Below are 13,424 nucleotides of genomic sequence, written 5' to 3'. Positions count from 1 at the left end.
CGGCGTGCGTGCGCCCGTTCGTTTCGCGCTTCGTCCCCGCATTGCACGTCACATGCATGCGCGGCGTACGGCGCGCGCCGTACGGCCTTCGTCCATCACGCAGGAACGCCATGTCCTCTCCCTCGTCTTCAGGCCCGCTGTCGGGCGGCCGGCTCGTCATCGGCACGATCGCGGTATCGCTGGCGATGTTCATGAACGTGCTCGATTCGTCGATCGCGAACGTCGCGATCCCGACGATCTCGGGCGACCTCGGCGTGTCGGTCGACGAAGGCACATGGGTGATCACGATCTTCGCGGCGGCGAACGCGGTGTCGATTCCGCTCACCGGCTGGCTCACGCAGCGCTTCGGCCAGGTACGCCTGTTCGTCACGTCGATCCTGCTGTTCGTGTTCGCGTCGTGGCTGTGCGGGATCGCGCCGAACCTGCCGACGCTGCTCGCCGCGCGGATCCTGCAAGGCGCGGTGGCGGGGCCGCTCGCGCCGCTGTCGCAGGCGCTGCTGCTCGGCGCGTGGCCGCGGCAGAAGTCGTCGACGGCGCTCGCGCTGTGGTCGATGACGGCGCTCGTCGGGCCGATCGCGGGGCCGTCGCTCGGCGGCTGGATCACGTACGACTACAACTGGTCGTGGATCTTCTACATCAACATTCCGGTCGGCTTCTTCGCGGCGGCCGTCACGTGGTTCGTGTTCCGCGATCGCGAATCGGCCACGCGCCGCCTGCCGATCGATACGGTCGGCCTGCTGCTGCTCGTACTGTGGGTCGCATCGCTGCAGATCATGCTCGACAAGGGCAAGGATCTCGACTGGTTCAATTCGCCCGTCGTCGTCGCGCTGGGCATCGTCGCGCTGATCGGCTTCGCGTTCTTCCTCGTGTGGGAGCTGAACGAAGCCAATCCGATCGTCGACCTGCGCCTCTTCACGCAGCGCAATTTCGCGGGCGGCACGATCGCGATCTCCGTCGCGTACGGGATGTTCTTCGGCACGCTCGTGCTGCTGCCGCAATGGATGCAGGGCTATCTCGGCTACCGCGCGGTCGATTCGGGGCTCGCCACCGCGCCGCTCGGGGTGTTCGCGATCCTGCTCACGCCGGTCATGGGGCGCCTGCTGCCGCGCACCGATCCGCGCTATATCGCGACGCTCGCATTCGTCGGCTTCGCGGTCGTGTTCATGATGCGCACCACGTTCTACACCGACGTGTCCCACTGGGATCTCGTGCTGCCGACGCTGCTGCAAGGCATTCCGATGGCGATGTTCTTCGTGCCGCTGACGTCGATCATCCTGTCCGGGCTCCCGCCGGAGAAGATTCCGGCCGCGGCCGGCCTGTCGAATTTCGGCCGCACGTTCTGCGGCGCGGTCGGGACGTCGCTGATCAGCAACGCGTGGAACGACCGCACGATCCTGCACCACGTGCGGCTCACCGAACAGGCGAGCGTCACCAATCCGGTTTTCACGCAGCAGCTCGACACGACCCGTTCGCTGCTGCACCTGAGCCCCGATTCGGCGCTCGCGTTCTTCAATGCATCGGTCGATTCGCAGGCGGCCGTGATGGGCCTGAACGACATCTTCTATGTGTCGGCGATCATCTTCATCGCGATCATCCCGCTCATCTGGATCACGAAGCCGTCGCGCTCGGGCGGCGGCGATGCCGATGCGGCGGCGGCCGGCGCGCATTGACCCGCATGCGTTGCGGCGCCGCTCCGTGCACCGGCATCGCGACGACCGCGGGATCCGCCGGTAACGGCGAGCACCGAGCAAGCGCCCGTCCGGCAGCGGGCGCTCGTTGTGTATCGAATCGTTTCAACGCGCCAACGGCGTCAAATGCTGCGGGTATACTCCGTCGTCAGCCGCCTGCCGTCTCGTCGTCCGCCAAAAGCGGCCCGATTCCGGGCGGCTTCGTCGCGAAGCTTCGCGTTTCGCTACCCCGCGCCCCAGCCTCGATACGAGACACCCGACGACCGACCATGAAACGATTCCTGCTGCTCCTTCCCGCCGCCCTGCTCGCCGCCTGCGGTTCCGCGCCCTCGTCCGACTCGGCCGGCTCGGGTGCCGCGCCGATGATCTACGTGTCGTCGCAACGCCCGGCCTACGCGGTCGCGAACTGCCTCGACAGCCGCCTGTCGGGCACCGAACAATCGCAGCACAACGGCGTGACCGACATCGCCGTCGGTTCGAATTCGTACTTCGTCACGCTGACGCCGTCGGGCAACGGCTCGGTGATCAAGGTCGTGCGCGGCTCCGGCAGCGAGCCGGCCGAGGAAGCGATGCGCTTCGCGATCGCACGCTGCGCGATCTGACCACCTCCCGCGCCGGGCGCCCGCCCGGCCCGTCGCCACGCGCCAGCCGGCGCGCCCGCCGAATATTTTCATCCGGGTGCCCGTCGATGAGAGAATCGCACCACGATTCCCTTTCGATGGAGCCCGCATGAAGCACCTGCTGTCCCGGCTGTTCGTCAGCGCCGCGCTCGTCGCGCTTGTTCCGGCGCTGCCGGCGCAGGCTGCCACGCCGCCCGGCATCTTCGTCGTCGCCACGCAGCTCGGCGAATTCACGACCCTCGACCCGAGCGGGATCTACGAACTGGTGCCGTCCGAATACGTTGCGAACACCTACGAGCGGCTGGTGCGCGTCGACCTGAAGGACCCGACGCGCTTCGACGGACAGATCGCGCAATCGTGGACGGTCGGCGCCGACGGCGTGACCTACACGTTCAAGCTGCGCCCGGGCCTCACGTTCCATTCCGGCAACCCCGTGACCGCCGACGACGTCGCGTGGTCGCTGCAGCGCACCATCCTGCTCGACAAGGGGCCGGCCGGCGTGCTCGCCGATCTCGGCCTCACGAAGGCGAACGTGACGCAAAAGGTGCGCGTGGTCGATCCGCAAACCGTCGTGCTCGAAACCGACCGCAAATACGCGCCGAGCTTCGTGCTCAACGTGCTGAGCGCATGCCCGGCCTCGGTCTTCGATAAAAAGCTGCTGCTGTCGCACCAGCAAGGCAACGATTTCGGCAGCGGCTGGCTGCGCACCAACGACGCGGGCTCGGGCCCGTACCAGCTCGTCAAGTGGACGCCGAACGAAACCATCGTGCTGCAGCGCTTCGACAAATACCGCACGCCATACCCGATGAAGCGCGTGGTGCTGCGCCACGTGCCCGAAGCGTCCGCGCAACGGCTGTTGCTGGAGAACGGCGACGCCGACGCCGCGCGCAACCTGAGCCCCGACAGCCTCGCCGCGCTGTCGAAGGCCGGCAAGATCAAGGTCGCGTCGTGGCCGGTGTCGGCCCTGCTGTACCTGAGCCTGAACACGAAGAACCCGAATCTCGCGAAGCCCGAGGTGCAGCAGGCGATGAAGTGGCTCGTCGATTACGACGGCATCCAGCGCAACGTCGTCAGTACGACCTACAAGGTGCATCAGACCTTCCTGCCCGAAGGCTTCCTCGGCGCGTCGAACGCGCGGCCGTACAAGCAGGACGTCGCGAAGGCGAAGGCGCTGCTCGCGAAGGCCGGCCTGCCGAACGGTTTCGACGTGACGATGGACATGCCGAACGACTATCCGTACCTCGAGATCGCGCAGGCGCTGCAGGCGAACTTCGCGCAGGGCGGCATCCGCGTGAAGCTGATCCCGGGCGACGCGAAGCAGGCGATCGGCAAGTACCGCGCGCGCCAGCACGACATCTTCATCGGCGAATGGTCGCCCGACTACATGGACCCGAACAGCAACGCGCGCGGTTTCGCGTGGAATCCGGACAACTCGGACCAGTCGCCGACCAAGATGCTCGCGTGGCGCAACAGCTGGAACATTCCGCAACTGACGAAGGACACCGAGGCCGCGCTCGTCGAGCCGTCGCCCGCGAAACGCGCGCAGCGTTACGAAACGCTGCAGAAGGCCGTGCTCGCGAACTCGCCGTTCATCATCATGTTCGAGAAGGTCGTGCAGGTCGCCACGCGCCCCGGCGCGACCGGACCGGAAATCGGGCCGATCAACGACCTCGTGTCGTACCGGACGCTCGCGAAGTAATCGCCGCCGCCCGCGCGCGGCCACGCCGGCGCGCGGGCCAGCGCCGCGGGCCGCCGAGCCGGCGCGGGGCCTGCGCCGGGCCGTGCGGCGGCGATCTACAATGGCCGGCATCGCGCGGACACCGCGCCGGGCACACGTAACGGGACACCAACATGCATTCGAGCGAGCACGCAGTCTGCGTGGCGATCAACGACAACAACCGCGCGTGGTACGAAATGCTCGTGCCGTTCCTGCTGTCGCTGCGGCACGCCGGCTACGACGGGCGGATCGCGGTGATCGGCTACGGGCTGTCCGAGCGCAAACGGCAGATTCTCGCGAGCCAGTCGGTCGACGTGATCGACGCGTCGAGCGCCTACGCGCTGCCGGTCGGCCGCTTCATCGAGGCCGCCGGGTATTGCGCGCGCCATCCGCAGATCCGCAAGCTCGCGCTGTACGACGCGGACATCTGGTTCTGCGCGCCGCAGTTCGACCTGTTCTCGCAGATCGGCGACGACCGGCTCCACGTGTGCCCCGACCCGCTGTTCTGCACGTTCGTCGTCACGCCGCTGATCGGCGAGCGGCGCGACCATCACTGGCGCCTCGTCGTCGACGAAGTCAACGCGCGCCACGGCGGTGCGCTGCAAGCCGGGCTCGTCGCCGGAACCGCCGACGCATGGGCGCGTTATGCCGACCACCTGCGCGACTGCATCGCCCGCATCGGCACCGATTTCCAGGAATGCTTCGGCATCGATACGACGTTCCTGCACCTGTGGAGCGCGCAAGGCGAAACGGCGCTGCTCGACCCGGTCCAGAACTTCGTCAGCAAGTACGGCATTCACGAATCGTTCGACGCGGGCACCGGCACGACGACGCTCAGGTATCACGGCGAGCCGATCCGTGCGTTGCACATGACCGGCGACATCCGCTTCCTCGACCGGTGGCGCTACTACGCGAACCACACCGACGCCTCGCTGCGCGACGGCCAGCCGTTCGCGCTGTCGGACGGCACGCCGGCGCCGTCCGATGCGGTCGCCGCCCGCATCGCGGCGGCGGATTACGTGCGTTCGGCCGGGCTGACCGTTGCGTCCGCCGCGATCGAGACAAGCGCGGGCGCGTACCTGCAGGCGATCGACGAACCGGGCGGCACGATGCTCGTCGGCAGCGGCAACCACGAAGTCGTGTTCACCGCGACCCGCGACATCGCACGGCTGAACGTCTACGTCACGCATCCGTCCGGTTCGCCGTCGCCGCTGCTGTGCGAGGTGCGGGTCGACGGCCACGCGCAGCGCAAGGGCACCGAACTGATGGCGCATTTCTGGTACCAGGTGGCGGCCGGCGCCGTCATCACGCTGCGTGCGACGAGCCTCGGCGGCCAGCAGTGCAACGCGATCTGGCGGCTGCGTGAAGCGCCGGACATGCAGCAGTAAGCGCCGGCCCGCACCGGCTCAATTGAAGGCCGCCCATACCAGGTACGCATTCAGCCCGACGATCACGACCGTCGCCGCGCCGGCGACGATCCGCAGCGGCATCCGCAGCGCGTAAGCGCCCATCACGTCTTCGCGCGCCGACAGTATCAGCAGCGCGATCATCGGCATCGGCAGCACGAAACTCAGCACGACCTGGCTCGCCACCATCGCCCGCGTGACATCGCAGCCGAGCGCGACCACCACGAACGCGGGCGCGATCGTCACCGCGCGCCGCACCCAGAGCGACATGCGGCGGTGGATGAAGCCCTGCATCACGACCTGCCCGGCCATCGTGCCGACCACCGAGCTCGACACGCCCGACGTCAGCAGCGCGACGAGAAACAGCGCGCCGGCCGCCGGCCCGAGCACCGGGATCAGCGTGTGATAGGCGTCGCCGATGTCGGTCATGCCCGGCGCAGTCGCGTGAAACGCCGACGATGCCATCATCACCATCGCGAGATTCACGAACCCGGCGAGCCCCAGCGCGACCACCACTTCGCGATTCGAGAACCGCACGAGCCGCCGCCGCTCTCCGTCGTCGCGCGGGGCGGTGCGATCCTGCGTGAGACCCGAATGCAGATACAGCGTGTGCGGCATGATCGTCGCGCCGATGATCCCGACCGCGATCGTCAGCGCCGCGTGATCCGGAATCTGCGGGACCACCAGATGGAACGCGGCCGCGTGCCAGTCCTGCGGCGCGATCAGCAGTTCGCCGAGATAGCACGCGCCGATCACGCCGACCAGCGCCGCGATCGCCGCTTCCAGCGGCCGGAAGCCTCGCTTTTCGAGCGCGAGGATCGCGCAGGTCGCGCACGCGGTCGCGATCATCCCCGCGAACAGCGACGAATGGCACAACAACCCGAACGCGAGCGCGCCGCCGAGAAATTCGGCGAGATCGGTCGCCATCGCGGCGATCTCGGAAGCCATCCACATGCCCCACACGACCGGCACCGGGAAACGGTCGCGGCACAGTTCGGCGAGATTGCGGCCGGTCACGATGCCGAGCTTCGCCGACATCGCCTGGAACAGCATCGCGATCGCGTTCGCGGCCAGCACGACCCACAGCAGCCGGTAGCCGTACGCGGCGCCGGCCTGGATGTTGGTCGCGAAGTTGCCGGGGTCCATGTAGCCGATCGACGCGATCACGGCCGGGCCGACGAACGGCAGCAGCGCGGCGACGCCGGTGCGGCGCCCTTCCAGCGCGGCGCGCGCCGCGCCGTCGGTGTGCTCGGTGGACAGGCCCGGCAGCGCAAGGCCGCCGGCAGGTTTGCTCGGGACGGGAAGCATGGTGGAGTTTCCGTTCGAATGACGCAGACTGATTCGGGAGCGGGCACCGTGGCCGGCATGCCGCCTGCCGGCCGCGGCGCTGTGCGAAGACCGCGTTACAGCGGCACGACGTCGGGACGATTGCGCGGAAACTGCGCGATCACGTCCGGCGCGACGTTCAGGTGCGCTTCGACGAGCTTCGGCGGCGTATGCGCGAGCCAGTCGGACAACGACACCTCCGCATAGCGGTCGGTCTTGAAGATCTCGAGGAACACGAGGTCGGTCTGGCCGGTGTTCTGCACGTAGTGCCCGAGGCTCTTCTTCACATAGCCGACGTCGCCCGCGCGGAAATCGGCCGTCTGCGCCTTCGGCCCCGTGTCGAACACCGTCATCCGCGCCTCGCCCTGCAGGTAGTACTGCCATTCGTCGGCGTTCGGGTGCCAGTGCAGTTCGCGCATGCCGCCCGGATGCACGGTGACGAGTGCCGCCGCGACGGTCGTCGACACGTTGAAGTTGGTGCTGTCCGCGATCCGCACCTCGCCGCCGCGCGTCTTTTTGACCGGCTTCATGTCGCCGAGCGAAAAGATGAACGGATGCGGCGGCGCACCGGCCGATGCGGCGGATGCGCGCTGCGCGTCCGCGAGCGGGCCCGGTTCGTCGCCCTGGAAGATCCACAGGTTGTCGAGCGGCACGTTCCTGAACGCGTCGGCCGGCACGCCGAAGTTGAGCGCGAGCACGTCGGGCGGCGTATGCGCGATCCAGTCGGTCAGCAACAGCGTGTTGAATTCCGAGGCGCGGCCGTTATCGAACGCGAGCAGGAATTCGGCGCCGTCGCTGCCCAGGCCCTGCAGCGAATGCGGCAGACCGGGCGGGAAATACCAGAGATCGCCGGTCTTGACGTCCTGCACCGACGGCCGCCCGAGTTCGTCGAGCACCGTGATCCGGCAACGGCCGTCGAGCATGATGGCCCACTCGGCCTGCTGGTGCCAGTGCATCTCGCGAATGCCGCCGCGCGTCAGCCGCATGTTGACGCCGGAAATGGTTTCGGAAATCGCAAAATCGTCCTGCGTCACTTCGCGCGCCCATCCGCCATTTTGAATGCGTTTATGAGCATTATTGAAAGACGCCCAGAATAACGGCATCCCGTTGATATCAGTGGCCGGCGGATCCTGAAAAGACGGGAATTGATTGGCAATGGCCGGATTTTGTGGCCCCGGGTCGGTCAGGCTCTGGCGGTTACGGGCATTCACCGCGCCTTCCGGCGGACTGTCCGGATTACCGAACGAGGCGGCCTTGGCCGATACCGCGATGCCCGCGGCGGCGATGGCGCCGGCCGTACCGGCCAGCATCTTGCGTCGAGAAAGATTCGTCATGATTTCCTCTTCATCCCTGCAATCGAGAGAATTTCCATTACGGAACACTTGCTATTTCTTCGAATTACCGAAAATCAAACATCCCGTGACGCAAGTTAAATACAAAGCCACCTGAAAATTAAATGAATTATTAACCTGAATTAATGACTTAATCTGATCGGCTTTAATTTTGTAATTATTGCGATGCAGCAGGGGATGAATGGCGAGGAAAAGAAATCGATATGCGCACCGCGCGATGGCGGCCCACTGCCATCGATTCAGGTGGCCTGCGCGCCACCCGGAACGGAAAAATACGGATGCGCCGGCTTTCACCTGCCCGGCCGGGACCGGGCCCGCGTCACTCCCGCGGCATGTCGGCGAGTCGCTGCGCGGCGAAGCGCAATCCGCCGAGAATGCGTTCGGCGATCCTTGCCGGAAACCCGGCCGGCAGCGCCGCGCCGACCGATTCGATCACATGTGGCGTCATTGCAATGAGTCGTTCGACGATCGGTGTCGCGATATCGCCAAGCAGGCAATGCTCCGCCATCGCAGTGAAGTGCCGGCGCGTGATGTCGCGCATCGCATAGTGCTTGCGCTTGCCGTGCACGGCCATCGCGAGCTTCGCCTTGTGCCACGACCACTGGTTCGCGCCATCCCCTTCGACCGGCCAGATCGACATCACGTCGTAGAGCGGCGTCAGACGGAAGCGGCCGCCCGGCAGCAGGCGCAGGCTGAAGTTCTTCGCATGTCCGTCCGGTGCGGCAAGCATCCAGAACACCACCAATGCGGTGAACAGCGTGTCGAGGTCGGCCTGCGCCGTTTCCGACCGGCGCAGGATGCCGGCCAGATCGGGCACGCCGGGGCCGCCCTGCGATTCGTATTTCAGATGCGGCGGCACGCCGAGCGCTTGGCAGAAATCCTCTTGCGGCAAGCGCAACAGCCAGCCGCCGTCACGATGCAGCGCGCGATCGAAGCGCGCGACCGACAGCACCTTGTGTTCGCCGAAACGCACGATGTCGGCATCCGCCGTCGGCAGGCCGAACGCGCGCAGGATCGCGAGGCACAGCCACTCGTTTTCGACGGAAGTCGTCAGATCCGCACGCTTGTTGCCGACCAGCCCGAGCGGCAACTTGAGGATATGCGTGGTCGGCGTCGCGCCATGCGGACGCATCCATCGCCCGTCGTGAAACAGCAGCGCGGTCTTTTCCTGCGCGCCGGCCAGCGACAGGCGGAAGTCGTCGTCGTCCTGCGCACCGCCCGCCGCCCCGCTCGCCTGATCGAGCACATGCGCCACGTCGTCGTCGGACAACGGCATACCGTCGATCCGGTCATGGCCGGCCGGGGTTTCATCCTCGCCGAGCAACTGCACCGCGCCGACGCAGTCCCGGCCAAGCGCGGCGAGCAGATCGAACGGCTCGGTCGTCGCCGTGCCGAACCGCGACGCAAGCCGGCGCCGAATGGCGTCGCTGTCGGGCAGCAGATTATCGAAGTAGTGATTGACGCGCTCGCCGCGCAACGGCGCATCACCGACGCCGAACGGCAGCGACAGCGACAGCGGGCGGCCTGCATCCGACTGTTTCCAGCCGGCGTCGTACAGCAGCTCCATGTCGCCGCGCGCGGGAATCCGCCAGATTCCGACCCGCACGCCATTGGCCCAGATCGATAGCGCGCGGCTGTGCGATTTGCGTCCCACCGATTACCACTCGACGTTGGCAGCGTCGCGCCCGTCCTTCGTGCGGATGCTGAGCTCGAGACCGTACAGCGCGGTCAGTTCGAGCAACTGCTTGAGCGACAGGCTTTCGGTGCGGAGCGTTTCCAGCGACGACAGGCGCGATTGGCCGACGCCGATGCGCGCCGCCGCTTCGGCTTGCGTCAGCCCCTTGGCCTGACGCGCGGACGACAGGATTTCGCCCAGTTGAGCAGGGGTATTGACGATGAGATTCACGGCTGGAGTCCTGTATGCGATCCATGCAGTATATCTCTGACAGGCATAAACGCAAATTATCTCTGATAGAGATAAACGTAAAATATTCCTGTCAGAAATATTTCCACCCGCCAGTGCGTAGCTCCCCCAGTCGTTGCACGCACGCCCAGCCCGCTATCGCTCACCGCCACCTGATAGTTTTTATCCGCTGGCGTGAATGATTTTGGCTTTGTCAGATAGATGACATCAAATCACTAAATGACAACGATCTAACAGCTCGATGACCTGCGCCTTCGCCCATACCGTCGAATCCCGCTTTGCCGAGCTGACGCCGACCGCGAAGCGCATCGCGAGCTACATGCTCGCGAACCTCGATCGGCTCGGGCTCGAAACCGCCGACCAGATCGCGCAGCAGACCGGCACCAGCGGCATTTCGGTCGGACGTTTCCTGCGCAGCGTCGGTTACCGGAATCTCGACGACCTGAAGCGCGAACTGCGCGGCGGCGGCGATCGCCCGTGGATGATCACCGACCGGCTCGACGAATACCGCCGCATCGCCGGCACGCCATCGGCCGAACGCAACGGCGGCAACGGCAGCGCCGGCAGCGCCGGCACGCTGGCGTCGTCGCTCGAACGCGAGCTCGACGCGATCCGCCACGTGTACCGCCTGGCCGAAGGCCCGGTGTTCGCGCAGGTCGCCGACCGGATCGCGCATGCCGACGCGGTGTTCATCCTCGGCATCCAGTCGACCCGCGGCATCAGCAACGCATTCAGCAGCTACCTCGAATACCTGCGCCCGCGCGTGTTCTATTCCGACGGCCAGTCGGGCTCGTACGTCGATTCGCTGAACTCCGAATTCGAGCATCCGTACTGCGTCGTCACCGATACGCGCGCGTATTCGCGCAGCGCGCGCCGCTATTGCCAGGCGGCCGCCGAACGCGGGCAGCCATTCGCGCTGGTGACCGACCTGTCGTGCCCGTGGGCGCGCGAATGGCCGGCCGATCTGCTGCAGGTGAAGACCGACGTCGGCCAGTTCTGGGATTCGCTCGCGCCGCTCACCTGCCTGTTCAACCTGCTGATCACGGCCGTGGTCGATCGCCTCGGCCCCGCGATCGACCGGCGCGTCGCGCGCAACCGCGAACTGCAGCGCACGTTCGACCAGTTTGAATCCTGAGCGAGCCCACCCTGCCGATGAACGATCACCGCCTCGTCGAAATCACGCCCGCCACGCATCGCGTCGAGATCGATCTCGTCTACGCGACCGACCGCAACCTGACCGGCAAGCCGATCTACCGCAACGCGCACTGCCTGCTGCTCGAGCCCGCCGAAGCCGCATTGCGCCGCGCGGTGGAGGTCGCCGCGCAGGCCGGCGTCACGCTGCGCCTCTACGACGCCTACCGGCCGCCGCAGGCGCAGCAGGTGCTGTGGGATTTCCTGCCCGATCCGAACTTCGTCGCCGACCTCGGCCGCGGCTCGAATCACAGCCGCGGCACCGCGCTCGACCTGACGCTCATCGGCGCGAACGGCGCGCCGCTCGACATGGGCACCGGCTTCGACGAGATGGTCGCCGCATCGGGCCACTTTCACGCGGGGCTGCCCGAGCACGTGCAACGCAACCGCCTGCTGCTGCTCGGCGTGATGCATGCGGCCGGCTTCGCGCACATCGACAGCGAATGGTGGCACTACGAACTGCCCGGCTCGCGCGCGTTGCCGCAGATCGACAATGCGGCGAGCGGCCCGTGGCGCCTGATGTAACGACGATCCACGCCTCCTTTTTCATGCACGTCCACGTTCAACGACTCAAACGACAGATGGAGAAGCGCACATGACATTCCCGACCTCCCGGCTCGTCGCGGCGCTGGCCGCCGCGTCCGTATTCGCCGCCGTTCCGCTTGCCGCCGCGCATGCGGAAACGCCGAAGGACATGTTCGTGATGGCCACGCTGCTCGACGAATTCACGACGCTCGATCCGGGCGAGATCTACGAGCTGGTGCCGGAGGAATACGTCGCGAACACGTACGACCGGCTCGTGCGCGTCGACCTGCGCGATCCGTCGAAATTCAACGGCGACGTCGCGCAGTCATGGACCGTGAGCCCCGACGGCCTGACCTATACGTTCAAGCTGCGCACCGGCCTGAAGTTCCACTCGGGCAACCCGCTGACGGCCGACGACGTCGCGTGGTCGATCCAGCGCGCGGTGCTGCTCGACAAGGGGCCGGCCGCCGTGCTGACCGGCATCGGCCTCACGAAGGCGAACGTCGTCGCGAACGTGAAGAAGCTCGACGACGCGACGGTGTCGGTCACGACCGACCGCAAGTACGCGCCGACCTTCGTGCTGAACGTGCTCGGTTCGTGGCCCGCATCGGTGCTCGACAAGAAGTTGCTGCTGTCGCACCAGCAGGGCAACGACTTCGGCAACGGCTGGCTGAAAACCAACGAAGCGGGCTCCGGCGCCTACAGGCTGGTCAAGTGGACGGCCGGCGACAGCGTCGTGCTGCAGCGCTTCGACGGCTACCGGCTGCCGCTCGCGATGAAGCGCATCGTGCTGCGCCACGTGCCCGAAGCCGCGAGCCAGCGCCTGCTGCTGGAGAACGGCGACGTCGACGCGGCACGCGACCTGAGCCCCGACGATCTGGCGTCGGTCGTGAAGTCGGGCAAGGCGAAGGTAGCGGCCTCGCCGCAGGCGACGCTGCTGTATCTCGGCCTGAACACGAAGAACCCGACGCTCGCGAAACCCGACGTGCAGGAAGCGCTGAAATGGCTCGTCGACTATGCGGGGATCCAGGGCAACGTCGTGAAGACGACCTACAAGGTACACCAGACCTTCCTGCCCGAGGGCTTCCTCGGTGCGCTGAACACGAACCCGTACAAGCTCGACATCGCGAAGGCGAAGGCGCTGCTCGCGAAGGCCGGCGTGCCCGGCGGCTTTTCGGTGACGATGGACGTGCGCAACGACTATCCGTACACGGAGATCGCACAGGCCGTGCAGGCGAACTTCGCGCAGGCCGGCATCAAGGTGCAGCTGATCCCCGGCGACAACAAGCAGACGCTCGCGAAATACCGCGCGCGCCAGCACGACATCTACATCGGCGAATGGTCGGCCGACTACATCGATCCGCACAGCAACGCGCAGGGTTTTGCGTGGAATCCGGACAACACCGACAAGTCGAGCTATAAAATGCTGGCCTGGCGCAACAGTTGGGACATCCCGCAACTGACGAAGGAAACCGACACCGCGCTCGCCGAACCGACCGCCGCGAAACGCGCGCAACTGTATCAGGCGATGCAGAAGGAAGTGCTCGCACGCTCGCCGTTCGTGATCATGTTCGAGAAAGTCGCGCAGGTCGCGACGCGGCCCGGCGTGAGCGGGCTCGAAGTCGGGCCGATCAACGATCTGGTGTCGTACCGCAACCTGAAGAAGCAATAGGAT

At 66.4% G+C, this 13,424-nt stretch carries 11 protein-coding genes; 7 read left to right on the top strand and 4 right to left on the bottom strand.

The window, feature by feature from the left end; all coding sequences use genetic code 11:
- The first annotated feature begins 110 nt into the window (after positions 1-110).
- From DFS13_RS01375 to DFS13_RS01360, 4 genes are all read left to right on the top strand, one after another.
- Positions 111-1,670, top strand: coding sequence for a DHA2 family efflux MFS transporter permease subunit (locus tag DFS13_RS01375; protein ID WP_006483833.1), 1,560 nt, complete (start codon positions 111-113; stop codon positions 1,668-1,670).
- 287 nt (positions 1,671-1,957) lie between these two features.
- On the top strand, positions 1,958-2,290 hold the full coding sequence (locus tag DFS13_RS01370; protein ID WP_006483835.1) for a hypothetical protein: 333 nt from the start codon (positions 1,958-1,960) through the stop codon (positions 2,288-2,290).
- 127 nt (positions 2,291-2,417) lie between these two features.
- Positions 2,418-4,007: an ABC transporter substrate-binding protein gene (locus tag DFS13_RS01365; protein WP_034202217.1), complete on the top strand. Its 1,590-nt coding sequence runs from the start codon at positions 2,418-2,420 to the stop codon at positions 4,005-4,007.
- 152 nt (positions 4,008-4,159) lie between these two features.
- Positions 4,160-5,413, top strand: a complete 1,254-nt coding sequence (locus DFS13_RS01360; protein ID WP_043205543.1) for a hypothetical protein — start codon at positions 4,160-4,162, stop codon at positions 5,411-5,413.
- Between the two features lie 18 nt (positions 5,414-5,431).
- Here the strand turns inward: DFS13_RS01360 and DFS13_RS01355 are convergent, their stop codons facing one another.
- The 4 genes from DFS13_RS01355 to DFS13_RS01340 form a co-directional block, all read right to left on the bottom strand.
- The gene (locus DFS13_RS01355) at positions 5,432-6,739 is read right to left on the bottom strand and encodes an Nramp family divalent metal transporter (protein ID WP_048988039.1); all 1,308 of its coding nucleotides are present in this window, start codon (positions 6,737-6,739) and stop codon (positions 5,432-5,434) included.
- Positions 6,740-6,834: 95 nt separating this feature from the next.
- Positions 6,835-8,091, bottom strand: coding sequence for an oxalate decarboxylase family bicupin (locus DFS13_RS01350; protein WP_034202214.1), 1,257 nt, complete (start codon positions 8,089-8,091; stop codon positions 6,835-6,837).
- 337 nt (positions 8,092-8,428) lie between these two features.
- Entirely contained in the window at positions 8,429-9,763 is a 1,335-nt protein-coding gene (locus DFS13_RS01345; protein WP_111441314.1) for a type II toxin-antitoxin system HipA family toxin, read from the bottom strand.
- Positions 9,764-9,766: 3 nt separating this feature from the next.
- Complete coding sequence (locus DFS13_RS01340; RefSeq protein WP_006483523.1) at positions 9,767-10,015, bottom strand: helix-turn-helix transcriptional regulator; 249 nt, start codon at positions 10,013-10,015, stop codon at positions 9,767-9,769.
- 259 nt (positions 10,016-10,274) lie between these two features.
- On the opposite strand from DFS13_RS01340, the gene sapR reads away from it, so the two are divergent.
- The 3 genes from sapR to DFS13_RS01325 all read left to right on the top strand — a co-directional run bounded on the left by sapR (position 10,275) and on the right by DFS13_RS01325 (position 13,421).
- Complete coding sequence (sapR, locus tag DFS13_RS01335) at positions 10,275-11,168, top strand: sap1 transcriptional regulator SapR (protein ID WP_006496988.1); 894 nt, start codon at positions 10,275-10,277, stop codon at positions 11,166-11,168.
- 17 nt (positions 11,169-11,185) lie between these two features.
- Entirely contained in the window at positions 11,186-11,749 is a 564-nt protein-coding gene (ddpX, locus tag DFS13_RS01330) for a D-alanyl-D-alanine dipeptidase (RefSeq protein ID WP_006496987.1), read from the top strand.
- Between the two features lie 70 nt (positions 11,750-11,819).
- Positions 11,820-13,421: an ABC transporter substrate-binding protein gene (locus DFS13_RS01325; protein WP_006483531.1), complete on the top strand. Its 1,602-nt coding sequence runs from the start codon at positions 11,820-11,822 to the stop codon at positions 13,419-13,421.
- Positions 13,422-13,424: the final 3 nt, after the last annotated feature.

The sequence above is a fragment of the Burkholderia sp. 28_3 genome, from assembly GCF_003253915.1.
Taxonomy (GTDB): domain Bacteria; phylum Pseudomonadota; class Gammaproteobacteria; order Burkholderiales; family Burkholderiaceae; genus Burkholderia; species Burkholderia cenocepacia.
Note: the sequence above shows the minus strand (reverse complement) of the source record. Positions and strands in the feature narration are given on the sequence as shown.

Excerpts from the sequence above, each read along its gene's own strand:
- DFS13_RS01365 (WP_034202217.1), top strand. The coding sequence starts at position 2,418 with ATGAAGCACCTGCTGTCCCGGCTGTTCGTCAGCGCCGCGCTCGTCGCG.
- DFS13_RS01350 (WP_034202214.1), bottom strand. The coding sequence starts at position 8,091 with ATGACGAATCTTTCTCGACGCAAGATGCTGGCCGGTACGGCCGGCGCC.
- DFS13_RS01325 (WP_006483531.1), top strand. The coding sequence starts at position 11,820 with ATGACATTCCCGACCTCCCGGCTCGTCGCGGCGCTGGCCGCCGCGTCC.
- DFS13_RS01375 (WP_006483833.1), top strand. The coding sequence starts at position 111 with ATGTCCTCTCCCTCGTCTTCAGGCCCGCTGTCGGGCGGCCGGCTCGTC.
- sapR (WP_006496988.1), top strand. The coding sequence starts at position 10,275 with ATGACCTGCGCCTTCGCCCATACCGTCGAATCCCGCTTTGCCGAGCTG.
- DFS13_RS01355 (WP_048988039.1), bottom strand. The coding sequence starts at position 6,739 with ATGCTTCCCGTCCCGAGCAAACCTGCCGGCGGCCTTGCGCTGCCGGGC.
- DFS13_RS01360 (WP_043205543.1), top strand. The coding sequence starts at position 4,160 with ATGCATTCGAGCGAGCACGCAGTCTGCGTGGCGATCAACGACAACAAC.
- ddpX (WP_006496987.1), top strand. The coding sequence starts at position 11,186 with ATGAACGATCACCGCCTCGTCGAAATCACGCCCGCCACGCATCGCGTC.
- DFS13_RS01370 (WP_006483835.1), top strand. The coding sequence starts at position 1,958 with ATGAAACGATTCCTGCTGCTCCTTCCCGCCGCCCTGCTCGCCGCCTGC.